Source organism: Cellulomonas sp. EB106-03-03-XG116 (genome assembly GCF_058792015.1).
The window spans coordinates 18,480-43,371 of sequence record NZ_JBYTEP010000021.1; the positions used below are offsets into that span (position 1 = coordinate 18,480).

The following is a 24,892-nucleotide window of genomic DNA, read 5'->3' on the forward strand; positions in this document are numbered from 1 at the left end:
GCCTGGCGCGCGTGCCGCCCGACGCCGACCCGATCCTCGTCAGCGACGCAGCGCGGCCGGGGGAGGCGCGCCGTGCCGGGCCGCGGTCGCCGGCGCTGCCGGCGGCCGTGGTGCAGGGGGCGGGGCGCACCCCGGAGGGCGCGGCCTGGCTCGGCCGGCTGCCGTCGCTGGTGGACCGCGCGGTCCGCCGCTGGGGCCTGGTCCTGGGCGATCCGTTCCCGTCGGGCTCGGCGTCCTGGTGCGCGCCCGCCCGCGACGCCGCCGGCCGCGACCTGGTGCTCAAGGTGTCGTTCCCGCACGACGAGGCCCGGGACGAGGTCGCGGTCCTGCGGGCGTGGGGCGGGCCCGGCGCGGTGCCCCTGGTCGACGCACACGCCGGCGACTGGGCGCTGCTGCTCGGGAGGGTGCGGCCGGGCACCCCGCTGCGCGCGGTCCGGGCGCCCGCGGACCGCCGGCTGGCCGCGGCGGCGGACGTGCTGCGCGCCCTGCACGCCGCGCCGCCCCCCGCGGGGCTGCCCGCGCTGGCGGACGTCGCGCGAGGGCTGGCGGACGTGGCGGACGAGCGGGCGGTCCGCGCGGCGCGGGGCGGGGTGCCGCTCGACCCGGGCCTGCTGCGGGCCGCGTCGGCGGTGCTGCGCGGCGCGGGCGGCCCGGCGCAGTCCGTCACGCTGCACGGCGACTACAACCCGGGCAACCTGCTGCTGGCCGGGACCGGCGGGGGAGCCCGGTGGGTCGCCATCGACCCGAAGGCGCTCACCGGGGACCCCGCCTACGACGTCTGGCCGCTGCTCGAGCAGGTCGCGGACCCCTGGCGCACCGGCGACCCGGTGCGCGTCCTGCGCGCCCGGCTCCTCCTCGTCGCCGACCGCGCCGGGCTGGACGCCGCGGGCGCCGCGCGGTGGGCGGTCGCCCGCGGAACCGAGGCCGCGCTCTGGGCCTGGCACCACGGCGGCGGCCGGCGTCCCGCCGCGCGCGAGGTCGAGCGCGCGCTGGCCCGGGTGCGCGACTGGGCCCGGGTCGGGGACCTGCTCGGCGGCTGAGCGGCCGCGGCCGGCGGTCAGCCCACCGCACCCCGGAGGTGGTCGAACACCAGGCTGGTCTCGGTCGACGCGACGTCCGGCCGGTCGCTCAGCCGCTCCACGACGAACCGGCGCAGCTCGTCGGTGTCACGCACCGCGACGTGCAGCAGGAAGTCGTCGGCGCCCGCGAGGAAGTACACGTCCAGCACCTCCGGCCGCGCGGCGACCGCCCGGGCGAAGGGCTCCAGGGTGGCCCGGGAGCCCGCTGCCATCCGGACCGCGACCATGGCCCGCAGGCCCCGGCCGAGGGCCTGGGGGTCGACGTCCGCGTGGAACCCGCGGATGACCCCGGCCCGGCGCAGCGCCCGGACGCGCGCCAGGCAGGTCGACGGCGCGATCCCCACGGCGGCGGCGAGCGCGTTGTTGGCGAGGCGGCCGTCCTCCTGGAGCAGCCGGACCAGCTGCCGGTCGACCGCGTCGAGGGGAGCGGGTCGAAGATCGTTCGGCGGTGTGACCGACGTCGCACCGGGCACCGCAGGATGTTCGGCCATATGCTGAGCGTAACGAACCGATACGCGCCGTCACGCCGCGGAAACACCGCGAAGTTCACGCTGGAACCCGACGGGCGCCGCACCGGCCCCGCACGCCGCGCGACGCCCCAGGAGGCTGCGATGAGGGTCGGGATCCCCGCCGAGGTCAAGAACCACGAGTACCGGGTCGCCATCACCCCCGCCGGGGTGCACCAGCTGGCCGCCGCCGGGCACGAGGTGCTGGTGCAGGCCGGCGCCGGGCGCGGCTCCGCGATCACCGACGAGCAGTACGCCGCCGCCGGCGCGACCGTGGTCGCCGAGGCCGCGCGCGTCTGGGGCGAGGCCGACCTGGTGTGCAAGGTCAAGGAGCCGGTGCCGTCCGAGTACGGGTACCTGCGGGACGACCTCGTGCTGTTCACCTACCTGCACCTCGCGGCCGACCGCCGGCAGACCGACGCGCTGCTCGCGGCCGGCACCACGGCCGTCGCCTACGAGACCGTCCAGCTCCCGGACCGCTCGCTGCCGCTGCTCGCGCCCATGAGCGAGGTGGCGGGCCGGCTCGCCGCGCAGGTCGGCGCCTACCACCTGATGCGCAGCGCCGGCGGGTCCGGCCGGCTGCTCGGCGGCGTCCCGGGCGTCGCGCCGGGGCGGGTCGTCGTGATCGGCGGCGGCGTCGCGGGGCAGCACGCGGCGGAGGTCGCCCTGGGGATGCGCGCCGACGTCACGGTGCTCGACCTGTCGGTCCCGCGGCTGCGCGAGCTCGACACGGCGTTCGGCGGGCGGGTGCGGACCCTCGCGTCCTCCGCGTACGCCCTCCGCGAGGCGGTGGCCGAGGCCGACCTGGTCGTCGGGGCCGTGCTGGTCCCGGGCGCCCGCGCGCCGAAGCTGGTCACCGACGACATGGTCGCGACGATGCGGCCGGGCTCGGTGCTCGTCGACGTGGCGGTCGACCAGGGCGGCTGCTTCGAGTCCACCCGGCCGACCACGCACGACGACCCGACGTTCGCCGTGCACGACGCGGTGTTCTACTGCGTCGCCAACATGCCCGGCGCCGTGCCGGTCACGTCCACGCAGGCGCTGACGAACGCCACGCTGCCCTACCTGACCGCCCTCGCGTCCCGCGGCTGGCGCGAGGCGCTGGCGGCCGACCCGGCCCTGGCGGCGGGGCTCGCGACGCACGCGGGCCGGCTCTACCACGCGGGCGTCGGCGCGGCACACGACCTGCCCGTGGCGGACCCCGGCGTCGTGCTGGCGGCCTGACCAGCGGCGACGGGCGAAAGGGGGCGACCCGGGCGGTCCACCCGTGGCAGGGTGGGCCGATGGAGACCTTCGAGCTGACCGACGGCGTCGTCGTCCTGCGCGCGCCGGGCCCCGCGGACGTCGACCGGATCGACGCGCTCTGCCAGGACCCGGCGATCCAGGAGTGGACGACCGTGCCGAGCCCGTACACGCGCGAGGACGCCGAGTCCTTCGTCACCGGGTACGTCGCCGACGGCTGGGCGCGCGGGACCACGCTCAACTGGGCGGTGCGCGACGCCGCCGACGACACGGTGCTCGGCATGGTCGGACTCGGCATGGAGGGCACCGGCTCCGCCGAGATCGGCTACTGGCTGGCGCCCGGGGCGCGGGGCCGCGGCGTGATGTCCCGGTCCGTCGAGCTGGTGCTCGACGCGGCGTTCGGCCGGCTCGGGCTGGTCCGGGTGTTCTGGCGCGCGTTCGTGGGCAACGGCCCCTCGCGCGCGGTCGCCGAGCGGGCCGGGTTCCGGGTCGAGGGGGAGCTGCGGCTGGGCGGCGTGCAGCGCGGCGTCCGGCGCGACGAGTGGGTGGGCAGCCTGCTCGCGTCCGACGCCCGGCCCCGGCGTGTCGGCGAGCGCTCCGAGGCGGCTGCCTCGGGCAACGGGAGATGATGGCGGGCATGAGCACCCCCACGCTGGACGCGGACAACCCGTTCGCCGCCCCGTCCTCGCTGCCGTACGGCCTGCCCGACTTCACCGCGATCCGCGAGGAGCACCACCGCCCTGCGCTGCTCGCCGGCATGGCGGAGCAGCGCGCGGAGGTCGAGGCCATCGCCGCGTCGACCGACGCGCCCACCGTCGAGAACACCCTGGACGCGCTCGAGCGCTCCGGCCGGCTGCTGCACCGCGCGGCCATCGTGTTCTTCAACCAGTCCTCGGCCGACTCGACCCCCGGGCTCGAGGCGCTCGAGGAGGAGGTCGCGCCGCTGCTGGCCGCGCACAGCGACGCCATCTACCTGGACCGCCGGCTGTTCGCGCGCCTGGAGGCGCTGCGCGAGGCTGCCGAGGCCGGGGACCTGGAGCTCGCACCCGACACCGCGTGGCTGCTGCACCGCCAGCACACCCAGTTCGTCCGCGCCGGCGTGCGGCTCGACGACGACGCCCAGGCCCGGCTCCGCGAGCTCAACGCCGAGATCACCCGGCTGGAGACCGTGTTCGGCCGGCTGCTGCTCGCCGAGACCAACGACTCCGCGGTGCTCGTCACCGACGCCGCCGAGCTCGCCGGCCTGCCCGAGGACGCCCGGGCCGCCGCCGCCGAGGCCGCCGCCCGCCGCGGCCACGAGGGCGCCTGGCTGCTCGACCTCATCCTGCCGACCCAGCAGCCCGCGCTGGCCCAGCTGTCCGACCGCGCCCTGCGCGAGCGGCTGCACACCGCGTCGGTGCGCCGGGGCGGCCGCGGGGGCGAGCACGACACCCGCGCCACGCTGCTGTCGCTCGCGCGGCTGCGCGCCGAGCGCGCCCGCCTGCTCGGGTACCCGCACCACGCGGCGTACATCGCCGAGGACGCGACCGCGAAGACCCCCGAGGCCGTCGCCGACATCCTCGGCCGCCTGGCGCCCGCCGCCGTCGCGAACGCCCGCGCCGAGGCCGCCGACCTCGAGGAGGCGCTGCGCCGCGACGTCCCCGGCGCGACCCTGGAGGCCTGGGACTGGGCGTACTACGCCGAGCAGGTCCGCAAGGAGCGCCGCTCGCTCGACGACTCGTCCCTGCGCCCGTACCTGGAGCTCGACCGCGTGCTGCACGACGGCGTGTTCCGCGCCGCCGGCGAGCTCTACGGGCTGACCTTCACCGAGCGCGCCGACCTGGTCGGCTACCACCCGGACGTCCGGGTCTTCGAGGTGACCGACGCCGACGGCACCGGGCTGGGGCTGTTCCTCGGCGACTACTGGACCCGCGACTCCAAGCGCGGCGGCGCGTGGATGAACAACCTGGTCGACCAGTCGACCCTGCTCGGCGAGGCGCCGGTCGTCGTGAACAACCTCAACATCCCGAAGCCGCCGGCGGGTCAGCCGACGCTGCTGACCTGGGACGAGGTCATCACCCTGTTCCACGAGTTCGGCCACGCGCTGCACGGCCTGTTCTCCGCGGTGCGGTACCCGTCGCAGTCCGGCACCGACGTGCCGCGCGACTTCGTCGAGTACCCGTCGCAGGTCAACGAGATGTGGGCCTGGGAGCCGTCGGTCCTGCGCGCGTACGCCGTGCACCACGTCACCGGCGAGCCGATGCCGCAGGAGTGGGTGGACACCCTCATCGCCGCCCGCCAGGACGGCGAGGGCTTCGCCACGACCGAGTACCTCGCCGCGGCGCTGCTCGACCAGGCCTGGTACCGGCTCGCGCCCGAGGACGTCCCGACCGACGTCGCCGAGGTGGAGCCGTTCGAGGCCGCCGCCCTGGAGCGCGCGGGCATCGCCTTCGCGCCGGTCCCGCCGCGGTACCGGACCACGTACTTCAACCACGTGTTCGGCGGCGGGTACTCGGCCGGGTACTACTCGTACATCTGGTCCGAGGTGCTGGACGCCGACACCGTGACCTGGTTCGAGGAGAACGGCGGCCTGCGCCGGGAGAACGGCGACACCTTCCGCGCGCGGCTGCTCTCGCGCGGCGGCTCGGTCGACCCGATGCAGGCGTTCCGCGACCTGCGCGGCCGCGACCCGGAGATCGCCCCGCTGCTCGCCCGCCGGGGCCTGACCTCGGCCTGAACTCGGCCGGAGCGCCCCGCCGGGGCCGGGGGTCCGCCTGTGGACCCCCGGCCTCGGCGCGCCCGCGCGGCCGGTAGCGTGGGGGCATGAGCGACGCACCCGCCACCCCGTCCGCCGGCCAGCACGACACCTCGGCGGCCGAGGGCGAGGTCGTGCGGATCGCGCAGGAGCTCATCCGGTTCGACACCTCGAACTACGGCGACGGCTCCGGCCCCGGCGAGCGCTCCGCCGCCGAGCACGTGATGACCCTGCTGCACGAGGTCGGCCTCGACCCCGAGCTGATCGAGTCCGCCCCGGGCCGCGCGAACGTCGTCGTGCGCCTGGCGGGGGAGGACAGCAGCCGTCCCGCGCTGGTGCTGCACGGGCACACCGACGTCGTCCCCGCCGAGGCGAAGGACTGGAAGGTCGACCCGTTCGCCGGCGAGGAGTTCGACGGCATGGTCTGGGGCCGCGGCGCCGTGGACATGAAGGGCATGGACGCGATGATCCTGGCGGTCGTCCGCCAGATGGTCCGCGACGGCCGCAAGCCGGCCCGGGACGTCGTCGTCGCCATGTTCGCCGACGAGGAGGCCGGCGGCAGGTACGGCGCCCGGCACCTCGTCGACCACCGCCCCGACCTGTTCGAGGGCGCCACCGAGGCGGTGTCCGAGGTCGGCGGGTTCTCCGTCGACGTCCACGGCCGCCGCGCCTACCTGCTGCAGACCGCGGAGAAGGGCATCGCCTGGCTCCGGCTGGTCGCGGACGGCACCGCGGGCCACGGCTCGGCGGTCAACCCCGACAACGCGGTGACCGAGCTCGCCGGCGCGATCGCCCGGATCGGCGCCCACCAGTGGGACACCCGGCTCACCCCCACGGTGCTCGCGCTGCTGGAGGGCGTCGCCGACCTCACCGGCCTGCCGCTCGACGTGGACGACCCGCTGGCGATCGACCGGCTGATCGGCGCGCTCGGCCCGGCGCGGCGGTTCGTCGGGTCGTCGATCCGCACGCTCGCCAACCCGACCCAGCTGCACGCCGGGTACAAGACGAACGTCATCCCGGGCCGCGCCACGGCGACCGTCGACGTCCGCCCGCTGCCCGGCGACCACGAGGACGTGCTCGCGAAGGTCCGCGAGCTCGCCGGCCCGCACGTGCGCGTGGAGCCCGAGCACCTCGACATCGGCCTCGAGGTGCCCGCGACGGGCGCGCTCGTCGACACGATGACCGACGTGCTGCGCGCGCAGGACCCCGAGGCCGTCGTGCTGCCGTACATGCTGTCCGCCGGGACCGACAACAAGTCGCTCGCGCGGCTCGGCATCGAGGGCTACGGCTTCGCGCCGCTCCGGCTGCCGGCCGACCTCGACTTCACCGCGCTGTTCCACGGCGTGGACGAGCGCGTGCCCGCGGACTCCCTGCGGTTCGGCGTCCGCGTGCTGGACGGGCTGCTGCGCGAGGCGTGAGCGGGACCTGACCGTCCTGCGGACGCGTCCGCGCGCGACGGCGGACGGGCACCCGCGACGACGGCGGACGGGCACCCGCGACGGCGGAGGGCGGCACCCGCGGGTGCCGCCCTCCGCCGGTCAGTCGCCCAGCGCGCCGAGCGTGGAGCGGACCCGGATGATCCGGCGCCGCAGCCACACCTTCCGCTCGCCGCCCGCGTACAGGAGGGTGCGGGCCAGCTCCCACCGGCCGTACTCCGCCTGCTCCGTGAGCAGCCGGCGGGCGTCGCCGCGGCTGGTCGTCCGGGGGATCGTGAGGACGCGGTACTCGTACTGCCGCGCCTGCTCCGGGCCGCCCGGGCGTCCCGAGCGCGTCGTGCCTGCCATGCCCACCGCCTTGTCGATCGGGTCGTGGTGCCATTGTGCCTGGTGCGGCGCTACGGTCATCGCATGGCTATCGACCCGCGCGCGGCACTGGACCGCCTCATCGCAGCGCTCGAGGCGCACTACACCGCCGTGTCGACCCGGCGGGGCGAGGACGACCCCGCGGTCGACGACGCGTACGACGTGCTCGCGGACGCGTTCGAGGTCTACGACGACGCCCTCGGCACCGTGCACGGGGAGGCCACGCCGTTCTACCTCGCGGAGGAGGACGACGAGGACGACGAGCACGAGGACGACGACGAGCAGGACGACGAGTACGACGCGGACGACCTGCCCGAGGAGTCGTACGAGGACGACGACGAGGACGACGGCGCGCTCAGCCGCTGACGCCGAGCGCCCCGGCCGTGCCGCGTCCCGGCCCGTGCCGGCGGCCGCTCAGCGGCGCTCGGGGTACCCCGTCGCGGGCGCGCTGACCTCGTCCAGCGCACGCAGGATCTCCGGGGGCAGCTCGACGTCCTCCGCCGCGAGCGACGCGCGGAGCTGGGCGGGCGTCCGCGCGCCCACCACCGCCGAGGCGACCTGCGCGCGCACCCGCAGCCAGGCGAGGGCGACCTCGAGCGGCGCGCGGCCGAGGCCGTCCGCGGCGATCACGACCGCCTCGACGACCGCCGCCGCCACCGACCCCAGGTACGGCTCGACGAACCCGGCGAGGTGCGGCGACGCCGCCCGGGAGTCGGCGGGCACCGTGCGCCGGTACTTCCCGGTCAGCACGCCGCGGCCGAGCGGCGACCAGGCGAGCACGCCGACGCCGAGGTCCGCCGCCGCGGGCAGCACCTCGCGCTCGATCCCGCGCTGCAGCAGCGAGTACTCCGCCTCGACCGCGGCGAGGCCGGGGTCGTCGCCGAGGAGCGTGGCGGCGCGCGCCACCTGCCAGCCGGCGTGGTTCGACAGGCCGACGTAGCGCGCGCGCCCCGAGTCGACCGCCCGGCGCAGCGCGCTCACCGTCTCGGTCAGCGGCGTGCGCGGGTCCGGGGTCTGCACGAGGAACAGGTCGACGTGGTCGGTGCCGAGCCGGCGCAGCGAGGCGTCCAGGCCGTCGAGCAGCGCGCCGCGGGACGCGTCGACCACCCCGCCCTGCGGCGTGCGCCGGACGCCCGCCTTGGTGCACAGCACGACCTCGTCGCGGGGGACCACGCGCCCGAGCAGCGACCCCAGCAGCTCCTCGGCGCCGCCGTCGGCGTACGACGCGGAGGTGTCCACCAGCGTCCCGCCCGCCTCGGCGAAGTCGCGGAGCTGCTCGGCGGCGTCGTGCTCGTCGGTGTCCCTGCTCCAGGTCAGCGTCCCGAGTCCGAGGTGCGAGACCCGCAGGCCGGTCCGTCCGAGCTGGCGCTGTTCCATGCCGTGAGGGTATCCGTGCCGCCGGGTCGTCCGGGCACCCGGGTGACCAGCGGCTATCGTGGCGCCTCGTGGCAGCGCACCCGAGCACCCCGTCCCCGATCGGCACCGGCGCATGAGCGTCTGGGAGGCGATCGTCCTCGGCCTCGTCCAGGGCCTCACCGAGTTCCTGCCCGTGTCGTCGAGCGCGCACCTGCGGATCGTGGGCGAGCTGATCGGCTCCGGCGACCCGGGCGCGGCGTTCACCGCGATCACGCAGATCGGGACCGAGACCGCCGTCCTGCTGTACTTCCGGCGGGACATCGCCCGGATCTGCACCCACTGGTGGCGCGCGGTGCGCGGCGACCTCGGCACCGACTGGCGGTCCCGCGCGGGCGCCCCCGTGGGCGGCACTCCGGACCGCGACGCGCAGATGGCGTGGTTCATCGCGCTCGGCTCGGTGCCGATCGTCGTGCTGGGCCTGCTGTTCCAGGACGCGATCGAGGCGCCGTTCCGCAACCTGTGGCTGATCGTGCTGACGCTGACCGTGTTCGCGCTGATCCTGGACTGGGCCGACCGGCGGTCGAGCAGCCGCCGGGAGCTGACCGACCTGACCCCGCGGCACGCGCTGTACTTCGGGCTCGCGCAGGCGATGGCGCTCGTCCCGGGCGTGTCCCGCTCGGGCGGCACGATCACCGCCGGCCGCCTCATGGGTTACAGCCGGACGGCGGCCGCCCGGTACTCGTTCCTGCTCGCCATCCCGGCCGTCCTCGGCTCGGGGCTCTACCAGCTCGGCAAGAGCGTCGGCACCTTCGGCGAGGCCGGCACCCCCGGGGTCCTGCCGACGCTCATCGCGACGGTCATCGCGTTCGTCGTGGGCTACGTCGTGATCATCGGGTTCCTGAAGATCGTGTCGACGTACTCGTACCGGCCGTTCGTGATCTACCGGATCGGGCTCGCGGTGGTCGTGTCGCTGCTGCTGCTGACCGGGGTGCTCGACCCGCTGGCCGGCGCCTGACGCGCGGCCGGCCGGCGCGGGGTCACAGCCAGTCGGAGCGCTTGAAGAGCCGGAACAGCAGGCCCGCGGCCGCGCCCATGAGGACGAGCGAGGCCGGGTAGCCGAGCAGCCAGTGCAGCTCGGGCATGTGGTCGAAGTTCATGCCGTACACCCCGGCGATGAGCGTCGGCACCGCGATGATCGCCGCCCACGCGGAGATCTTCCGCATGTCCTCGTTCTGCCGCACCGACACCCGGGACAGGTGCACGGACAGCATGTCGCCCAGCAGCGCGTCGTGGGCGTCGAGGTGCCGGTCGACCTTCGTCAGCACGGTGTCCAGGCGGCGCAGCCAGCGCATCGTGCGCGTCTCCCGCTGCGCGTCCTCCTGCTCCGCGACCAGGTCCGGGAACGCCGACAGCAGCGGCACCAGCGCGCGACGCGCCTCGCCGATCTCGCGCTTGAGGTCGTAGACCACCTCGGCGGGATCGTCGGCCTGCGGGCTGAACACCAGCTGCTCGACGTCGGCGACCGCCTCGCCGATCCCCATCTCGACGTCCCCGGCCCGCCGCACGAGGGCCATGAGCACCGCGGCGAACACGTGGCTCTCGCGGTCCTGCGGCAGGTGGTCGCCCTCGGACAGGTGGTCCCGGACCTCGTCGAGCAGGCCGCCCGGGCCCTCCTCGGCGGTGATCGTGACGCCCTCGACCTCGAGCGCGGCCCAGACGCCCGTGGTGACGTCCCGGGTGGCCCCGTCGTAGGCCAGCGTCGGGCTCACCAGGTACCGGCCGCCCCCCGGGAGCCGGCGCAGCTGCGGGCGCCGGGGGTCGCCCGGCGCGGCCGGACCGTGGTCCGCCACCGCGCGGTGCACGACCGACTCCGGGACGCCCGCCTGCCGCGCCGCGTCGGCCAGCAGGTCGAGCGAGTCGACGTGCACCCACGCGACCGGCGGCTCCGGCGCCGCCAGCAGGGCCAGCAGCCCGTCGGGGTCCGTCTCGGCCCAGCCGCCGCCCTGGTGCACCCACGCTCTCTCCACCCGGGCATTGTCCCGGGGCCGCGGGCGGGCCGGCGCCCGACGCGCCGCCGCCGCCCGGCGACCCGGACGGGGGACCGGTGGCGTCCGTCACCCCGGCGCCGGCGCGGGCGCCCGCCCCCCGCGGCGGCCGGTACGCTCGACGCCGTGCTCACCTGGCCCGCCCCGCAGATCCCGCAGCTCCCCGGCCAGGGGGGTCCGGTCCGCGTCCGCGACACCTCCACCGGCGAGCTCGTCGTGGCGGCACCGGGGCCGGACGCCACCGTCTACGTCTGCGGCATCACCCCGTACGACGCGACGCACATGGGCCACGCCGCGACCTACGTCGCGTTCGACCTGTTGGTCCGCGGCTGGCTCGACGAGGGCAAGCGCGTCCGGTACGCGTCCAACGTCACCGACGTCGACGACCCGCTGCTCGAGCGCGCCGAGGCCACCGGCGTCGACTGGCGCGAGCTCGCGGCCGACCAGACCGCGCTCTACCTCGCGGACATGACCGCCCTGGGCGTCGTGCCGCCGGACGTGTACACGGGCGCCGTCGAGGCCGTCCCGGACGTCGTCGAGGCCGTCGAGGCGATGCTGGCCGCCGGGACCGCCTACGTCGTCGGCGCGCCGGACGCCCACGGCCAGGGCGCCGGAGACGTCTACGCCGACCTGTCCGCGGACCCGGCGTTCGGGCAGGTCGCCCGCCTCGACCGCGCCGAGATGCTCGCGCTGTTCGGCGAGCGCGGCGGCGACCCCGCCCGCCCCGGCAAGCGCGACGCCCTCGACCCGCTGCTGTGGCGCGCCGCGCGCCCCGGCGAGCCGTCGTGGGACGGCAGCGCGCTCGGCGCGGGGCGCCCCGGCTGGCACATCGAGTGCGCCGTCATCGCCCGCGACGGGATCGGCCTGCCCTTCGACGTCCAGGGCGGCGGCTCCGACCTGCGGTTCCCGCACCACGAGATGAGCACCTCGCACGCCCGGCTGCTCGACGCCGGCGAGGGCGCCCGCACCCACGTGCACACCGGCATGGTCGGGCTGCACGGGCAGAAGATGAGCAAGTCCCTCGGCAACCTCGTGCTCGTGTCGCAGCTGCGCGCCGACGGCGTCGACGCCATGGCCGTCCGGCTCGCCATCCTCGACCACCACTACGCGTCGGACTGGGAGTGGACCGACGAGGTCCTGCACGCCGCGCAGGCCCGGCTCGACCGGTGGCGCTCGGCGGTCTCCGGCAACGGCGGGCCGGCGTCCGCCGCCCTGCTGGCCGAGGTGCGCGCCGCCCTCGCCGACGACCTCGACGCCCCCCGCGCGCTGCGCGCCGTGGACGCCTGGGCGGACGCGTCGCTGGCGGGCGGCGCCGCGGCCGAGGTCGAGGAGGGCGCGCCGGGGATCGTGGCCCGCGCGGTCAACGCGCTGCTGGGCGTGCGGCTGTAGCGTCCGGTCGCGTCACCCGCCGGTGAACGCGCCGATCGCCGGCGCCGAGCCGATCTCCTCGCACGCGGCGGCCAGGTCGACCTCGGCCGCCGACCAGGCGGGGGAGCGCACGCCGGTCGACTCCGCCGACGCCCCGGACGGGACGGCCGGCGCGGCCTCCTGCAGCGCGCCGATCGCGGTCTGCACGGCGGTGCCGCCGCCGGAGGGCAGGCGGTCGAGCACGCGCGTCGCCAGCTGGTACCAGCCGCGCTGCTCCTGCGTCGCCATCCGGCCCTCCGCCAGCGCCACGTCGGCGTTCTCCACGATCGTCAGCACGTCGCCGAAGGCGGTGCAGGCGGCGGCGTCGTCCGCGGCGTCGTCGGCCGCCGCGTGCGCGGCCTCGTCCGGCGGGGTCGCCGGGGACGGCGGCCGGGCGGTGGCGTTCGCTCCGGGCTCCTCGGCGCGGCTCGCGTCCCCGCCGTCGGCCCGGGTGCCGCAGGCCCCCAGGACCGCGACACCCAGCACCGCCGTGACCAGCGTGGTCGCCCACCGTCTCGCTCGCATGCGCGGATGCTAGCGGGGTGGACGCCCGCCGGGTGCCGGTTCGGGCGGCACAGCGCCCGTCAGCCGCCGGTGCCCTTGTCCCGCCGGCGCAGGTAGCGCTCGAACTCCTGCGCGATCGCCTCGCCGGACGCCTCCGGCAGCTCGGCGGTGTCCTTCGCCTCCTCGAGCTGGTGCACGTACTCGGCGATCTCCGAGTCCTCGCTCGCGAGCTCGTCGACGCCGTCCTGCCAGGCCGCGGCGTCCTCGGGCAGGTCGCCCAGGGGGATCGGCTCGCCCGTGAGCGCCTCGATCCGGTGCAGCAGCGCGAGGGTGGCCTTGGGCGACGGCGGGTGCGCCACGTAGTGCGGCACCGCGGCCCACAGCGACACCGTCCGCAGCCCGCGCGCGGCCGCCTCGTGCTGGAGCACGCCGACGATGCCCGTCGGGCCCTCGTAGGAGTTCGGCTCCACGTCGAGGGCCTCGCGCACCGCCTCGTCCTCGCTGGTCGCGGTGACCGGGATCGGCCGGGTGTGCGGCACGTCGGCCAGCAGCGCGCCCAGCGTCACCACGGTCGTCACCCGCAGGCCCGCGGCGATGTCCAGCAGCTCGCCGCAGTACCGGCGCCAGCGCATCGACGGCTCGATGCCGTGCACCAGCACCACCTGGCGGCGCGCGTTCGGCGTCGTGGCGACCGCGACGGCCGTCGTCGGCCAGGTGATCTCGCGGCGCCCGTCGTCGCCCGCGCCGACCACGGGGCGGTTCACCTGGAAGTCGTGGTACTCCTCCGGGTCCAGCTCGTCGACCTGCTCCGCGCCCCAGGCCTCGTGCAGGTGCTCCAGCGCCTGGCTGGCCGCCGACCCGGCGTCGTTCCAGCCCTCGAAGGCCGCCAGGAGGATCGTCTCGCGCTCCGGGAGCCCTGCCGGTGCGTCTGCCTGCTCGGTCATCGGGCCAGCGTAGGACGCCGCGGCGTCCGATGTCGGACCCGGCGGGGAGAATGGGACGCGTGCCGCTCGTCCTCGTCGCCGTCGACCCGGAGCGACCGGGCGGTGTCCTGCTGCGCGAGGCCCGCGACGCGGCCGCCGCCGAGGCCGGGGACGTCGGCCCGGCGGTACCGGTCGCCGGGGACGACCTGGCGCGCGCCGTCGCGGAGCGCGAGGCCGCCGACCACCCGCGGTGGGTCTGGGACGACACCGAGCACTGGTACCCCGACCTGCTCGTCGCGGGCGTCCGGGTCGAGCGCGCCCACGACCTCCGGCTCTGCCGGACCATCCTGCGCGGGTCCACCCGGTGCGCCGGGACCGCCCTCGCGCGCGAGCCGGAGGGGCCGTGGGACCGCGCGTCCGCCGCGGGCGGGACCGGTCCGCACGAGGCCGACGCGCCGAGCCTGTTCGACGACCTCCCGGCGGCGGTGCCGGACGCCGCCCCCGACGTCGCCGCCGAGCTCGCGCGCCAGCTCGCCGCCCTGACCGAGGCGGGCGACGACGGCAGGCTCCGGCTGCTGCTCGCCGCGGAGTCCACCGGCGCCCTCATCGCCGCCGAGATGCGGCACGACGGGCTGCCGTTCCGGCCCGACCTGCACGACGCGCTGCTGACCGGGCTGCTCGGCCCGCGTCCGCGCGAGGGCGCCCGTCCCGAGCGGCTGGCGGCGCTGGCCGAGCGCGTGGCGGCGGCGCTGGACCGGCCGGGTCTCAACCCGGACTCCCAGCCCGAGCTCCTGCGGGCCCTGCGGGCCGCCGGCCTCGAGGTGACCTCGACCCGGACGTCCGAGATCCGCGCCCTCGACCACCCCGTGCGCGAGCCGCTGCTCGAGTACAAGAAGCTCTCCCGGCTGCTGTCCGCCAACGGCTGGGCGTGGATGGACCGCTGGGTGCACGAGGGCCGGTTCCGGCCCGACTACGTCCCGGGCGGGGTCGTCACGGGGCGGTGGGCCAGCAGCGGGGGCGGCGCGCTGCAGCTCCCCGGGGTCGTCCGCGACGCCGTGCGGGCCGATCCGGGCCGGCGGCTGGTCGTCGCGGACGCCGCGCAGCTCGAGCCCCGCGTGCTCGCCGCCATGTCCGGCGACGGCGCCATGGCCGCCGCGGGACGGCAGGCCGACCTGTACGCCGCCGTCGTCGCGGCCGGCATCGTCGCCGACCGGCAGCAGGCCAAGTACGCCATGCTCGGCGCGATCTACGGGGCGACCACCGGCGCCAGCGCCGTCCTCATGCCGCAGCTCGGGCGCGCCTACCCACGGGCCGTGGCGCTCGTCGAGGATGCCGCGCGGGCGGGGGAGCGCGGCGAGCAGGTGACGACCTGGCTGGGCCGGTCCTCGCCCGCGCCGAGCGCGGCGTGGCTCGCCGCCCGGCAGGCGGCCTCCGCCGAGGGCGCCGCCCCGGAGGACGCCCGCGACGCCCGCCGCCGGTCCCGCGACTGGGGGCGGTTCACCCGCAACTTCGTCGTCCAGGGGACCGCGGCCGAGTGGGCGCTGTGCTGGATGGCCGTCCTGCGCCGCCGGCTGCTGGACCTGCCGGGGCGGCCGCACCTGGCCTTCTTCCTGCACGACGAGATCGTGGTGCACACGCCCGCCGACGTCGCCGACCGGGTCGCCGAGGCCGTCCGGGAGTCGGCCGTCGAGGCGGGTCGGCTGCTGTTCGGGGCCACGCCGGTGGAGTTCGCGCTCGACGTCTCGGTGGTGGACAGCTACGCCGACGCCGTGTGATGCTGCAGCCCAGTAGGTAGACCGACCTACCTAGTCGAGCGAGCGGGAGCGGACGTGGCCGAGGCGCGGGACCCGAGGACCGGCGGCGCGAGGGGCGACGGTGCGGGTCCCGGTGGTGCGAGGTCCGGTGGTGCGGGTCCCGGTGGTGCGAACTCCGGGAGAGCGAGGTCCGGCGGCGCGGCCGGGCGACGGCGACCGGCGCGCGACCGGCTGCTGGCGGCCGCCGCGGCGCGGTTCTACGCCGACGGCATCGCCGGGACCGGCATCGACACCATCACCGCCGACGCCGGCGTCGCCAGGATGAGCCTCTACAACAACTTCGCGTCCAAGGCCGACCTCGTGACGGCGTACCTCGCCGCCCGGCACGACGAGTGGCTCGGGCTGTACGCCGCGCGGCTCGCCGCGGCCGGCGACGACCCCCGGGCACGGGTGCTCGCCGTCTTCGACGCGTACGCCGACCACGCGAACGCCGGCTACGCCCACGGCTTCCGCGGCTGCGGCCTGCTCAACGCCGCCGCCGAGCTGCCCGCCGGCGACCCGGGCCGCGCGGTCGTCCGCGGTCACAAGGAGGACGTCGAGGCGATCGTCGCCGGCCACCTCGCCGACCTCCTGCCCGGGGACACGGCCCGGGCCGCGGCGCTCGCCGAGCACCTGGCGTTCCTGCTCGAGGGCGCGATGGCGCGCGCGGGCCTGGAGGGGGACGACAGCCGCCTGCGGCGCGCCCGCGCGCTCGCCGTCGACCTGCTGGGCGCGGTGTGACCGCCGGGAGCACCGCGCCGGGCGCGGCTGCTGCGGCGACCGCGAGGCCTGCAGGCGGCGTCGCCGACGCGGCGGCCGCTGACGCTGCGCCACGAGCCGACACCGCGGGACATGCCGGAGCCGAGCCCGGCGCGACCGTCGAGCCCGATGCGACCGCCGAGCCCGACGCGACCGTGCACCGCGCGGTCGCCCGGCCGTCCGCGGCGGTGCGGGGCGCCGGGGTCGGGACGATGGCCGTCCTGGCCGCGTCGGTCCTGTGGGGCACGACCGGCACGGCGGCGACGTTCGCCCCGGAGGTCGGCCCCCTGGCGATCGGCGCCGCGGCGATGGGGATCGGGGGGCTGCTGCAGGCGGCCGTCGCCGGCCGGGTGATCGCCGCGCACGCCGCCGCGCTGCGGGCCCGGGCCGGACTCGTGCTGCTCGGAGCCGCGGCCGTGGCCGTCTACCCGCTCGCGTTCTACACGTCGATGCGGCTCGCGGGGGTCGCGGTCGGCACCGTCGTCTCGCTGGGGTCGGCGCCGCTCGCGGCCGCGCTCGTCGAGCGCCTGGTCGACCGGCGTCGGCTGTCGCGGCGGTGGCTCACCGGCGCGGCGGTCGGGCTGCTCGGCATGGTGCTGCTGTGCGCGGCGCAGGCGCTCGGCGGCGGGCACGGGGACGTGCCGGGCGCCGCCTCGTCCGCCGGCGCGCTCGGCGGGGTGCCGCTCGGGCTGCTCGCGGGCGCCACCTACGCGCTGTACTCGTGGGTCGCGCACCGGCTGATGCAGGGCGGCGTGCCGTCGCGCGCGGCGATGGGTGCCGTGTTCGGCGTGGGCGGCGTGCTGCTCCTCCCGGTGCTGGCGGTCACCGGCGGGGCGCTCGTCGCGTCGTGGGGGAACGCGGGGGTGGGCGCGTACATGGCGCTGGTCCCGATGTTCACCGGGTACGTGCTGTTCGGCTGGGGGCTCGCCCGCGTGCCGGTCAGCACCGCCACCACCCTGACCCTCCTCGAGCCGGCGGTCGCGGCCGTGCTCGCGGTGCTGGTCGTGGGCGAGCGGCTGCCCGCGGCCGGCTGGGCCGGGGTGGGGCTGGTCGTGGTCTGCCTGGGGGTGCTGTCCGTGCCGGCGAGGTCGGCCGGCCGGGCCGAGCGGCGGCTGCGCGCCCGCCGCCGCCTACCCTGGACGCCATGACCGTCACCGCCGGTGCCGCGCCCCGCGCGGCCGCGCCCGCCGACGGGCCGGGTGTCGGCGCGACGGCGCCCGGCCACGTGCTGCTCGACGCGTCCACCTGGCGCGCCCGCGCCGAGGCGCACGGCGCCCGCGCCGACGACCTCACCGCGGGCCACCGCGAGCGCCGGGCCCGCGGCGGCGAGCGGCACGCCATCGAGGACTTCCTCTTCGAGTACTACCCGGCCAAGCCCGCCCAGCTCCGCCGCTGGCACCCGGGCGCCGGGGTCGGGCTGGCGGACGCCGCCGAGGCCCCGCACGCGGGCTGGCGGTGGTACCGCCGGGACGCGGACGGCACGGTCGGCCTCGACGCCGCGGCGTTCCTCGCCGATCGCGGCGACACGGTCCGGTACGTCCGCGCCCTGCTCTCCGCCACGGCCGCCCGCCCTGCCGCGACCGGCTGCTTCGGGCTGCACGAGTGGGCGATGGTATACCGCGAGGGCGACGGCGAGCACCGGCACCCGCTGCCGCTGCGGCTCGGCGGCGCGGGCACCGACGAGGTGGTCGAGCGGCACCGGATCCGGTGCACCCACATCGACGCCTTCCGGTTCTTCACGCCGGACGCGGTGTCGCGGAACACCCTCCAGCCGACCCGCGAGACCCAGGTGGCGATGGAGCAGCCGGGCTGCCTGCACGCGAACATGGACCTGTACAAGTGGGCGCTCAAGCTCGGCCCCGCGGTCCCGGGCGACCTGCTGCTGGACGCGTTCGCGCTGGCGCGGGAGATCCGCACCGTCGACATGCAGGCGTCGCCCTACGACGTGTCGTCCTACGGCCTGGCGCCGATCGCGATCGAGACACCCGAGGGCAAGGCCGAGTACGTGCGGCGGCAACGCGGGTTCGCGGAGGCGTCGCAGGCGCTCCGGGTGCGGCTGGTGGCGGTGTGCGAGGCGGTGCTGGGCGAGGCCGCGTAGGGCAGGACGACCGCCGGCGACGGGTGACCGCGGGCTGCTGACGGCCGTGTCCGCCGGTGCCTGACCGCCGTGCCGCGGGCCGGTCAGCCGGTGCCGCGGTCCGCCTGCGCCGCGCGCTCCGCCTCGGCGCGCTCCCGGGCCTCACGCTCCTGACGGCGGATGCCCGCCTCGGTCGCCGGTGTCTTCGGCGGCAGGCCGGTGCGGGGCCCGACCTCGCCGTTCGGGCCGACTCCCCGGTAGAAGCCGCCGTCGGGGGCGAACCAGCGTCGGACCAGGGGCGGGCGTCGTCGGTTGTCGTCAGCCACGGGGCTGCACCGTCCTCACGTCGTCGTCGCGACCCCCGGTCCGATCCTCTCGCCGGCAGGGGAGGAAGTCCACGGCGACCGCGTCCGCGCACCGGATCACCATGCCGCCCGGGGCGTGGACGACGTCGCTGAACGTCCCGTCGTCGCCCACGACCCAGCCCTCCTCGACGACGAGTTCGGGAGGATGGGGGTGGGTGGTGGCGAACGAGTGGTCCCCGTACCAGCCCCCGAGCCACCGGCCGTCGGCGAACCGCACGCGCACCCAGCCACGCGGCGCACCACCGAACGCGCGGTCCCACGCGCTCGGTGGGTGATCCAGCGGTCGACCCCGGCGGAGCGCGGGCGGCGTCCGCGCCGTGAGGAGCACGAACCGGTCGCTGCGGACGACCCAGAAGCACAGCCGCGCAGCCAGCCAGGGGAGCGCTATCGCGAGCACGACGAACCCGAGGCCGACGGCCCGCGCGTTCCCGAGGGCCTGGGCCGGCTCGCGCGCGTAGGCCGCCAGCACCGGACCGAAGGCCGCCGCGTACGCCCCGGCGAACACCCCGGTGGCGACCATCGCGTGCAGCACCCGCGTGCCGAAGTCTGGTCGCGCGGGGTCGGGCCCCGCGACGCTCTGCCACGACGCGCGGTAGACGAAGCCCGGGACGACCAGTGTGAGTGTGACCGCCGCCTGCCCCCGGGTCTCAGGCACGGTGCGCCCGCCCCGTCGTCGGCGGCGCCGAGTCGCCGGCCCGGCGCGCGTCCGCCGCCCAGTGCCCGCGCAGCAGATCGTCGACCAGGCGGTACGGCAGCCAAGCGGCCCGTCGCTCGTCGACGGTCCGTGCCGAGCGGGTCGCGACCCGCGCGCTGCGCTGGAGGTCGAGCCCGGCGCGCATCCCCCACAAGGGCGGGTGGGTGACGCGCGACGGATCGCGGACGAAGGTACGGAGCGACGGGTGGTGCGGGTCGCTGTGGAACACCGGAGGCATGCCCGGACGCTAGATCGGGTCCACGGCACCGCAGCGGTCCGCGTCGCCGGTCCTGGGGACGACGTACGTCCCCGTCGCCTGTGGAGGACTCGGCGCCCTGCCATCGCCGGGGTGCCGCCCCGCCAGCCGAGCGGGACCAGCCCCGCCTCAGGCGATCCGCGCCTCCAGCAGCGCGTCGATCGCCACCGGCGACAGCACGTGGTCCACGGCCATCGCCGACGCCCCGAGGATCCCGACCTCCGAGCGCGCCTGGGACGTGACGATCCGCAGGTGCTGCGTGGCCAGCGGCAGCGACCGCTGGTAGACGACCTCGCGGATGCCGGCGATGAGGTGCTCGCCGGCCTCGGCGACGACCCCGCCGATCACGACCAGCGACGGGTTCAGCAGGCTGACGCAGGCGGCGAGCACGCCGCCGATCTCGCGGCCGGCCTGCCGGACGGCCCGGCCGGCGGCGAGGTCGCCGGCCCGCACGAGCGCGACCACGTCGGCGCCCCCGCGGGCCTCGGCGCCGTCCCGGCTGAGCTGCTCGGCGAGCGCCCGGCCGGACGCCACGGCCTCGAGGCAGCCGAGGTTGCCGCAGCGGCACGGGACGTCCTCGGCGCCGGGCACGGCGATGTGGCCGATGTCGCCGGCCGCGCCCTGGGCGCCCCGCCGCAGCTCGCCGTCGGAGATGATGCCGGAGCCGATGCCGGTGGCGACCTTGACGAACAGCATGTCGTCCACGTCGGGCCAGGCGGAGCGGTGCTCGCCGAGGGCCATGAGGTTCACGTCGTTGTCGACGAGGACCTCGGCGCCCCCGAGCTCGGCCGAGAGGATGCCGCGGACGTCGGCGTCGTCCCAGGACGGCATGATCGGCGGGTTGATGGGCCGCCCGGTGGCGTGCTCGACGGGGCCGGGCAGGCCCACGCCGACGGACACGAGCTCGTCGAGGGAGCGCCCGGCCTCCGCGACGAGCTTGCGCCCGTGCTCGGCGACCCAGGGCAGGACGACGTCCGGCCCGTCGGCGATGGCCAGCGGCGCCTCGCCCTCGACCAGCACCCGCGAGGCGAGGTCGGTGATGGCGAGGCGGACGTGGGTGGCGCCGAGGTCGACGGCGAGCACGACGCGCGCGCTGGGCTCGAAGGCGAAGGTCGCGGGCGGGCGGCCGCCGGTGGAGGAGGCCTCGCCGGCGGGGGCGATGAGCCCGGCGGACATGAGGGCCTCGACGCGCGCGGTGATCGTGGAGCGTCCCTGGCCGGTCGCGGCCGCCAGGTCGGCGCGGGTGCGCGGCCGCCCGTCGCGGAGGAGCTGGAAGAGGTCTCCGGCCCCTGAGTTCCGTGGTGGGAGCTTCACGACGTCCTGCATGGCGCCTAGTGAACCAGAAAGTCCCCCCACTTGTGTTCGTCACGATCGGGTAACTCGGACAAACCCGGAGCAACTTTTGCTTGACCCGGGACGAAAGTCCCTCATAGGTTCCTCACATGGTCACCGTGGACCCACCGAACCGGCCCCCGCTCCTCCAGATGCGGGGCATCGTCAAGCAGTTCCCCGGCGCCCGCGCCCTGGACGGTGTCGACCTCGACGTGCTGCCGGGCGAGGTGCACTGCCTGCTCGGGCAGAACGGGGCGGGCAAGTCGACGCTCATCAAGGTGCTCGCCGGCGCGCACCAGCCCACCGAGGGCGAGGTGCTCGTCGACGGCGAGGTCGTCACGATCGCGAACCCGGTCGCGGCGCTGAAGCTCGGCGTCGCCACGATGTACCAGGAGCTCGACGTCGTCGGCGGCCTGACCGTCGCCGAGAACGTGTTCCTCGGCCACGAGCTCGCGACCGCCGGCGTGTCCCGCCGGCGCGAGGCCCGCCGGCGGACCCGGGAGATCCTGGCCCGGCTCGGGCACCCGGAGATCTCCCCGCACCGCGAGGTCGGCTCGCTGCCGGCCGCCGCGCAGCAGATCGTCTCGATGGCCCGCGCGCTGTCGCACGACGCCCGCGTCATCGTCATGGACGAGCCCTCCGCGGTGCTCGACTCGGACGAGGTGGAGAACCTGTTCCGCGTCGTGCACCAGCTCACGGCCGCGGGCGTCGCGATCGTCTACATCTCGCACCGCATGGAGGAGATCCGCGCGATCGGCGACCGGATCACGGTGCTCAAGGACGGCCGCACGGTCGCCCGCGACCTCCCCGCGCGAGACACCCCGACGCGCGAGCTGATCCGCCTGATGACCGGCCGGAACGTCGAGTACGCCTTCCCGCCGAGCCAGGAGCTGGCGGCCGACGCGCCGGTCGTGCTCGACGTGCGGGGCCTGGCGCTGCGCGGGGCCTTCACCGGCGTGGACCTCCGGGTCCGGGCGGGGGAGATCGTCGGCCTCGCGGGGCTGGTCGGCTCAGGGCGGTCCGAGATCCTCGAGACGATCTACGGCGCCCGCCGGGCGAGCGCCGGCACCGTCGAGGTCGCCGGGAAGCGGCTGCGCGCGGGCGACGTCACCGCCGCGGTCCGCGCCGGAATCGGCCTGGCGCCCGAGGAGCGCAAGGCCCAGGGCCTGCTGCTCGACGAGCCGGTCTACCGCAACATCACGCTGTCGACGTTCGGGCGGTTCTCGAAGGGCGGCCTCCTCGACGAGCGCACCGAGCGCCGGATCGCCGAGGAGCAGGCCGAGGCCCTCGACCTGCGCCCCGCCGGCGTCGACCGCGCCATCCGCACCCTGTCCGGCGGCAACCAGCAGAAGGCGATGCTCGCCCGGTGGCTGGTGCACGGCTGCCGGGTGCTGCTGCTGGACGAGCCGACCCGCGGCGTGGACGTCGGCGCCCGCGCCGAGATCTACGCGCTCGTCCGCCGCCTCGCCGACGAGGGCGCCGCCGTGGTCGTCGTCTCCAGCGAGATCCCCGAGGTGCTCGGTCTGTCGGACCGGGTGCTGGTCGTGTCCGAAGGCCGGGTCGTCCACGAGGGCCCCGCCACCGCCATCGACGAGCACGCCGTGCTCGACCTCGTCATGGAAGGAAGTGCCGCGTGAGCGAGCACCAGCTCTCCGCCCCGCCCCCGGGCACGCCGGGCGCCCCCTCGGGCCCGACCTCCGCGCCCGGCTCCGCCGGCGCCACCCCCGCACCGCCGGCCGCGGACGAGTCCGCGCGCGTCGAGCGCGTCGCCCGGGAGCACGGACGCTCCCGGCGCGGCCCCGCCGGCGCCGGGTCCGCCCGGATCCTCGGCCTGGTCATCGCGCTCGCCCTGATCTGCGTCGTCGGCTACATCACCGCCGGCAGCCGGTTCGCGAGCATCGACAACGTCCTGGTCATCCTCAGCTCCGCCGCCATCGTCGGCGTGCTGGCCATCGGGATGACCTTCGTGATCACCGCGGGCGGCATCGACCTGTCCGTCGGGTCGGTGCTCGGCCTCGCCTCGGTGTGGGCCACCACCGTCGCGACGCAGTCGATGGCGGACCAGTACGGCTGGATCGTCATGGTCGGCTGCGCCCTCGCGGTCGGCCTCGGCGCCGGCCTGGTCAACGGCGTGCTGATCGCCTACGGCCGGGTGGTCGCGTTCATCGCGACGCTCGCCATGCTGGTCGCCGCCCGCGGCCTCGCCGAGCTGATCGCCCAGCGCCGGACGCAGCTGGTCTCGGTGCAGTCGTTCGAGGACACCTTCCGGGGCACCCTGCTGGGGGTGCCGAAGATCGTGTGGATCTTCGCGGTCGTCGCCGTCGCCGGCTGGTTCCTGCTCAACCGCACCACGTTCGGCCGCCGCACCGTCGCGGTGGGCGGCAACCCCGAGGCCGCGCGCCTGGCGGGCATCGCGGTCAAGCGGCACACGATGTACCTGTACGGCCTCGCCGGCCTGGCCGCCGGCATCGCCGCGGTGATGATGCTCGCCCGCACCGGCGCGGGCTCGTCCACCAACGGCCTGCTCTACGAGCTGGACGCGATCGCCGCGGTCGTCGTCGGCGGGACCCTGCTCGCCGGCGGCCGGGGCACGATCGTCGGCACCGTGCTCGGCGTCCTGATCTTCCAGACGCTGACGAACATCTTCATCCAGAACAACCTCGACTCCTCGGTCCAGCAGGTGATCAAGGGCGCGATCATCGTCGTCGCCGTCCTCCTGCAGCAGCGGTTCACCTCGCGCACCCCGCGGACCGCACGCACCTAGCCGGGGGCGCCCCGCGCCACCGACGCACCACCCCGACCACCACCCCCACGCGACCGGGTCCCACCCGCTCGCACGCCCCACCCTGCCCGCACGACCCCGGACATCGTCGAAGGAGATCCCATGTCCACCACCCGCACCACGCGCCGCCGCGGCCGCGTCCTCGCGCCGGTCGCCGTGCTGTCCGTCGCGTTCCTCGCCGCCTGCACCTCCAACGCCCCCGCGGAGGAGGACACCGGCGCGGAGGCCGCCCCGGTCGCCGTGTCCGACAACGACGAGGCCGGCGAGACGGTCGTCATCGGCTTCTCGGCCCCCGCCGCCGACCACGGCTGGATGGGCGCCATCACCACGGCCGCGCAGAAGGAGGCCGAGAACTACGAGGACGTCGAGCTCCGGGTCGCCGAGGGCACCAACGACGTCAACGTGCAGATCAGCCAGATCGAGGGCTTCATCAACGACGGTGTCGACGCGATCGTGCTGCTGCCGTTCGACGGCGGGGCGCTCACCGACGTCGCGACGAAGGCGATGGAGGCCGGCATCCCGGTCATCAACGTCGACCGCGAGTTCTCCAGCCCGTTCGCGTCCCGCGCCACCGTGCTCGGCGACAACTACGGCATGGGCGTGTCGGCCGGCACGTACATCTGCGAGCGGCTCGGCGACAACCCGGACGCGGTGGTGGCGGAGATCGCCGGCATCGACTCGCTGCCGCTGACCCAGGACCGCAGCCAGGGTTTCGCGGACGCGCTGGACGACTGCGGCCTGGACGTCGACAACCGGGTCGCCGCGGACTTCACCGTCCAGGGCGGCGAGCAGGCGGCCGCGAACCTGCTGCAGGCCGCGCCGCAGATCGACGCGATCTGGAACCACGACGACGACCAGGGCGTCGGCGTCCTGGCCGCCATCGAGAACGCGGGCCGCGACGAGTTCTTCCTGGTCGGCGGCGCCGGCTCGGCGAACATGATGCGCGAGATCCAGGACGACGCGTCGGTGGTCGAGGCCACGGTCATCTACCCGTCGACCCAGGCGGCGGACGGCATCAAGCTCGCCCGGCTGGTCGCGCACGAGAAGTCGCTGAGCGACCTGGCGTCCTCGGGCGTCCCGCGCACCGTCCAGCTGTTCGCGCCCGTCGTCACGGCGGACAACGTCGACCAGTACATCGACTCGGCCTTCGAGTCCTGATCCGGACCGCGGGGGGGGGCACCCGGGGGCCACCCCGCCCAAGAACAAAGGGTTCGGGGGGGGAGGGAAAAAGGCCTA

25 protein-coding genes are annotated in these 24,892 nt (G+C 76.3%); 15 read left to right on the forward strand and 10 right to left on the reverse strand.

Going from position 1 to position 24,892, the window contains the following annotated elements; translation table 11 throughout:
• Positions 1-11 precede the first annotated feature (11 nt).
• On the forward strand, positions 12-1,040 hold the full coding sequence (locus AC3WUG_RS09955) for an aminoglycoside phosphotransferase family protein (RefSeq protein WP_492327500.1): 1,029 nt from the start codon (positions 12-14) through the stop codon (positions 1,038-1,040).
• Between the two features lie 17 nt (positions 1,041-1,057).
• On the opposite strand, the gene AC3WUG_RS09960 is transcribed toward AC3WUG_RS09955, so the two are convergent.
• Complete coding sequence (locus AC3WUG_RS09960) at positions 1,058-1,570, reverse strand: Lrp/AsnC family transcriptional regulator (RefSeq protein WP_492327501.1); 513 nt, start codon at positions 1,568-1,570, stop codon at positions 1,058-1,060.
• Positions 1,571-1,690: 120 nt separating this feature from the next.
• Between AC3WUG_RS09960 and ald the strand changes: the two genes are divergently transcribed.
• From ald to AC3WUG_RS09980, 4 genes are all read left to right on the forward strand, one after another.
• On the forward strand, positions 1,691-2,809 hold the full coding sequence (ald, locus tag AC3WUG_RS09965) for an alanine dehydrogenase (RefSeq protein ID WP_492327502.1): 1,119 nt from the start codon (positions 1,691-1,693) through the stop codon (positions 2,807-2,809).
• A 59-nt stretch (positions 2,810-2,868) separates the two neighbouring features.
• On the forward strand, positions 2,869-3,456 hold the full coding sequence (locus tag AC3WUG_RS09970; RefSeq protein WP_492327503.1) for a GNAT family N-acetyltransferase: 588 nt from the start codon (positions 2,869-2,871) through the stop codon (positions 3,454-3,456).
• 8 nt (positions 3,457-3,464) lie between these two features.
• Positions 3,465-5,543, forward strand: a complete 2,079-nt coding sequence (locus AC3WUG_RS09975) for a M3 family metallopeptidase (protein ID WP_492327504.1) — start codon at positions 3,465-3,467, stop codon at positions 5,541-5,543.
• An 86-nt stretch (positions 5,544-5,629) separates the two neighbouring features.
• Entirely contained in the window at positions 5,630-6,979 is a 1,350-nt protein-coding gene (locus AC3WUG_RS09980) for a M20/M25/M40 family metallo-hydrolase (RefSeq protein WP_492327505.1), read from the forward strand.
• A 120-nt stretch (positions 6,980-7,099) separates the two neighbouring features.
• On the opposite strand, the gene AC3WUG_RS09985 is transcribed toward AC3WUG_RS09980, so the two are convergent.
• On the reverse strand, positions 7,100-7,345 hold the full coding sequence (locus tag AC3WUG_RS09985; RefSeq protein WP_147796572.1) for a DUF5703 family protein: 246 nt from the start codon (positions 7,343-7,345) through the stop codon (positions 7,100-7,102).
• Positions 7,346-7,408: 63 nt separating this feature from the next.
• Between AC3WUG_RS09985 and AC3WUG_RS09990 the strand changes: the two genes are divergently transcribed.
• Positions 7,409-7,729, forward strand: coding sequence for a primosomal protein (locus AC3WUG_RS09990; RefSeq protein WP_168217050.1), 321 nt, complete (start codon positions 7,409-7,411; stop codon positions 7,727-7,729).
• A 48-nt stretch (positions 7,730-7,777) separates the two neighbouring features.
• Here AC3WUG_RS09990 and AC3WUG_RS09995 read toward each other — a convergent pair whose 3' ends face one another.
• Complete coding sequence (locus AC3WUG_RS09995) at positions 7,778-8,740, reverse strand: aldo/keto reductase (RefSeq protein WP_492327506.1); 963 nt, start codon at positions 8,738-8,740, stop codon at positions 7,778-7,780.
• 112 nt (positions 8,741-8,852) lie between these two features.
• Here AC3WUG_RS09995 and AC3WUG_RS10000 point away from each other — a divergent pair, with 112 nt between their 5' ends.
• Entirely contained in the window at positions 8,853-9,734 is an 882-nt protein-coding gene (locus AC3WUG_RS10000; protein WP_218705045.1) for an undecaprenyl-diphosphate phosphatase, read from the forward strand.
• A gap of 22 nt (positions 9,735-9,756) precedes the next feature.
• Here AC3WUG_RS10000 and AC3WUG_RS10005 read toward each other — a convergent pair whose 3' ends face one another.
• On the reverse strand, positions 9,757-10,746 hold the full coding sequence (locus AC3WUG_RS10005; RefSeq protein ID WP_492327507.1) for a CorA family divalent cation transporter: 990 nt from the start codon (positions 10,744-10,746) through the stop codon (positions 9,757-9,759).
• 144 nt (positions 10,747-10,890) lie between these two features.
• On the opposite strand from AC3WUG_RS10005, the gene mshC reads away from it, so the two are divergent.
• Positions 10,891-12,153 carry a cysteine--1-D-myo-inosityl 2-amino-2-deoxy-alpha-D-glucopyranoside ligase gene (mshC, locus tag AC3WUG_RS10010; RefSeq protein WP_492327508.1) on the forward strand — a complete coding sequence of 421 codons (1,263 nt, stop codon included), beginning with the start codon at positions 10,891-10,893 and terminating at the stop codon, positions 12,151-12,153.
• Between the two features lie 12 nt (positions 12,154-12,165).
• Here mshC and AC3WUG_RS10015 read toward each other — a convergent pair whose 3' ends face one another.
• Together AC3WUG_RS10015 and AC3WUG_RS10020 are read right to left on the reverse strand one after the other, a co-directional pair.
• Complete coding sequence (locus AC3WUG_RS10015; protein ID WP_492327509.1) at positions 12,166-12,696, reverse strand: hypothetical protein; 531 nt, start codon at positions 12,694-12,696, stop codon at positions 12,166-12,168.
• Positions 12,697-12,755: 59 nt separating this feature from the next.
• Positions 12,756-13,619, reverse strand: a complete 864-nt coding sequence (locus AC3WUG_RS10020; protein WP_492327510.1) for a PAC2 family protein — start codon at positions 13,617-13,619, stop codon at positions 12,756-12,758.
• 50 nt (positions 13,620-13,669) lie between these two features.
• On the opposite strand from AC3WUG_RS10020, the gene AC3WUG_RS10025 reads away from it, so the two are divergent.
• From AC3WUG_RS10025 to AC3WUG_RS10040, 4 genes are all read left to right on the forward strand, one after another.
• Positions 13,670-15,373, forward strand: coding sequence for a bifunctional 3'-5' exonuclease/DNA polymerase (locus AC3WUG_RS10025; protein ID WP_492327511.1), 1,704 nt, complete (start codon positions 13,670-13,672; stop codon positions 15,371-15,373).
• Between the two features lie 210 nt (positions 15,374-15,583).
• Positions 15,584-16,132 carry a TetR/AcrR family transcriptional regulator gene (locus AC3WUG_RS10030; protein WP_492327533.1) on the forward strand — a complete coding sequence of 183 codons (549 nt, stop codon included), beginning with the start codon at positions 15,584-15,586 and terminating at the stop codon, positions 16,130-16,132.
• Positions 16,133-16,362: 230 nt separating this feature from the next.
• Complete coding sequence (locus AC3WUG_RS10035) at positions 16,363-17,298, forward strand: DMT family transporter (protein WP_492327512.1); 936 nt, start codon at positions 16,363-16,365, stop codon at positions 17,296-17,298.
• A complete protein-coding gene (locus AC3WUG_RS10040; RefSeq protein ID WP_492327513.1) occupies positions 17,295-18,248 on the forward strand; it encodes a 3-methyladenine DNA glycosylase in 954 nt (317 codons plus the stop codon). The genes AC3WUG_RS10035 and AC3WUG_RS10040 overlap by 4 nt, the downstream gene beginning before the upstream one ends.
• An 83-nt stretch (positions 18,249-18,331) precedes the next feature.
• On the opposite strand, the gene AC3WUG_RS10045 is transcribed toward AC3WUG_RS10040, so the two are convergent.
• The 4 genes from AC3WUG_RS10045 to AC3WUG_RS10060 form a co-directional block, all read right to left on the reverse strand.
• Positions 18,332-18,553, reverse strand: a complete 222-nt coding sequence (locus tag AC3WUG_RS10045; RefSeq protein WP_492327514.1) for a hypothetical protein — start codon at positions 18,551-18,553, stop codon at positions 18,332-18,334.
• Positions 18,546-19,247 carry a DUF6338 family protein gene (locus AC3WUG_RS10050; protein ID WP_492327515.1) on the reverse strand — a complete coding sequence of 234 codons (702 nt, stop codon included), beginning with the start codon at positions 19,245-19,247 and terminating at the stop codon, positions 18,546-18,548. Before AC3WUG_RS10050 ends, AC3WUG_RS10045 begins: the two co-directional genes overlap by 8 nt.
• Positions 19,240-19,524 carry a hypothetical protein gene (locus tag AC3WUG_RS10055; RefSeq protein ID WP_492327516.1) on the reverse strand — a complete coding sequence of 95 codons (285 nt, stop codon included), beginning with the start codon at positions 19,522-19,524 and terminating at the stop codon, positions 19,240-19,242. The genes AC3WUG_RS10050 and AC3WUG_RS10055 overlap by 8 nt, the downstream gene beginning before the upstream one ends.
• A 147-nt stretch (positions 19,525-19,671) precedes the next feature.
• Positions 19,672-20,868 (reverse strand): ROK family transcriptional regulator, encoded by a 1,197-nt coding sequence (locus tag AC3WUG_RS10060; RefSeq protein ID WP_492327517.1) that lies wholly within the window; start codon positions 20,866-20,868, stop codon positions 19,672-19,674.
• 116 nt (positions 20,869-20,984) lie between these two features.
• On the opposite strand from AC3WUG_RS10060, the gene AC3WUG_RS10065 reads away from it, so the two are divergent.
• From AC3WUG_RS10065 to AC3WUG_RS10075, 3 genes are all read left to right on the forward strand, one after another.
• Positions 20,985-22,511, forward strand: a complete 1,527-nt coding sequence (locus AC3WUG_RS10065; protein ID WP_492327518.1) for a sugar ABC transporter ATP-binding protein — start codon at positions 20,985-20,987, stop codon at positions 22,509-22,511.
• Entirely contained in the window at positions 22,508-23,638 is a 1,131-nt protein-coding gene (locus AC3WUG_RS10070) for an ABC transporter permease (protein WP_492327519.1), read from the forward strand. The genes AC3WUG_RS10065 and AC3WUG_RS10070 overlap by 4 nt, the downstream gene beginning before the upstream one ends.
• Before the next feature lie 120 nt (positions 23,639-23,758).
• Positions 23,759-24,814 (forward strand): substrate-binding domain-containing protein, encoded by a 1,056-nt coding sequence (locus tag AC3WUG_RS10075; protein ID WP_492327520.1) that lies wholly within the window; start codon positions 23,759-23,761, stop codon positions 24,812-24,814.
• Positions 24,815-24,892: the final 78 nt, after the last annotated feature.

What these genes read in the sequence shown, in the direction of transcription:
- AC3WUG_RS09980 (WP_492327505.1), top strand. Translation starts at nt 5,630, where the DNA reads ATGAGCGACGCACCCGCCACCCCGTCCGCCGGCCAGCACGACACCTCG.
- AC3WUG_RS10075 (WP_492327520.1), top strand. Translation starts at nt 23,759, where the DNA reads ATGTCCACCACCCGCACCACGCGCCGCCGCGGCCGCGTCCTCGCGCCG.
- AC3WUG_RS09990 (WP_168217050.1), top strand. Translation starts at nt 7,409, where the DNA reads ATGGCTATCGACCCGCGCGCGGCACTGGACCGCCTCATCGCAGCGCTC.
- AC3WUG_RS10055 (WP_492327516.1), bottom strand. Translation starts at nt 19,524, where the DNA reads ATGCCTCCGGTGTTCCACAGCGACCCGCACCACCCGTCGCTCCGTACC.
- AC3WUG_RS09960 (WP_492327501.1), bottom strand. Translation starts at nt 1,570, where the DNA reads ATGGCCGAACATCCTGCGGTGCCCGGTGCGACGTCGGTCACACCGCCG.
- AC3WUG_RS10025 (WP_492327511.1), top strand. Translation starts at nt 13,670, where the DNA reads ATGGGACGCGTGCCGCTCGTCCTCGTCGCCGTCGACCCGGAGCGACCG.
- AC3WUG_RS10020 (WP_492327510.1), bottom strand. Translation starts at nt 13,619, where the DNA reads ATGACCGAGCAGGCAGACGCACCGGCAGGGCTCCCGGAGCGCGAGACG.
- AC3WUG_RS09975 (WP_492327504.1), top strand. Translation starts at nt 3,465, where the DNA reads ATGAGCACCCCCACGCTGGACGCGGACAACCCGTTCGCCGCCCCGTCC.
- AC3WUG_RS10015 (WP_492327509.1), bottom strand. Translation starts at nt 12,696, where the DNA reads ATGCGAGCGAGACGGTGGGCGACCACGCTGGTCACGGCGGTGCTGGGT.
- AC3WUG_RS10040 (WP_492327513.1), top strand. Translation starts at nt 17,295, where the DNA reads ATGACCGTCACCGCCGGTGCCGCGCCCCGCGCGGCCGCGCCCGCCGAC.
- AC3WUG_RS10035 (WP_492327512.1), top strand. Translation starts at nt 16,363, where the DNA reads ATGGCCGTCCTGGCCGCGTCGGTCCTGTGGGGCACGACCGGCACGGCG.
- AC3WUG_RS09995 (WP_492327506.1), bottom strand. Translation starts at nt 8,740, where the DNA reads ATGGAACAGCGCCAGCTCGGACGGACCGGCCTGCGGGTCTCGCACCTC.
- AC3WUG_RS09985 (WP_147796572.1), bottom strand. Translation starts at nt 7,345, where the DNA reads ATGGCAGGCACGACGCGCTCGGGACGCCCGGGCGGCCCGGAGCAGGCG.
- AC3WUG_RS10000 (WP_218705045.1), top strand. Translation starts at nt 8,853, where the DNA reads ATGAGCGTCTGGGAGGCGATCGTCCTCGGCCTCGTCCAGGGCCTCACC.
- AC3WUG_RS10065 (WP_492327518.1), top strand. Translation starts at nt 20,985, where the DNA reads ATGGTCACCGTGGACCCACCGAACCGGCCCCCGCTCCTCCAGATGCGG.
- AC3WUG_RS09970 (WP_492327503.1), top strand. Translation starts at nt 2,869, where the DNA reads ATGGAGACCTTCGAGCTGACCGACGGCGTCGTCGTCCTGCGCGCGCCG.
- ald (WP_492327502.1), top strand. Translation starts at nt 1,691, where the DNA reads ATGAGGGTCGGGATCCCCGCCGAGGTCAAGAACCACGAGTACCGGGTC.
- AC3WUG_RS10060 (WP_492327517.1), bottom strand. Translation starts at nt 20,868, where the DNA reads ATGCAGGACGTCGTGAAGCTCCCACCACGGAACTCAGGGGCCGGAGAC.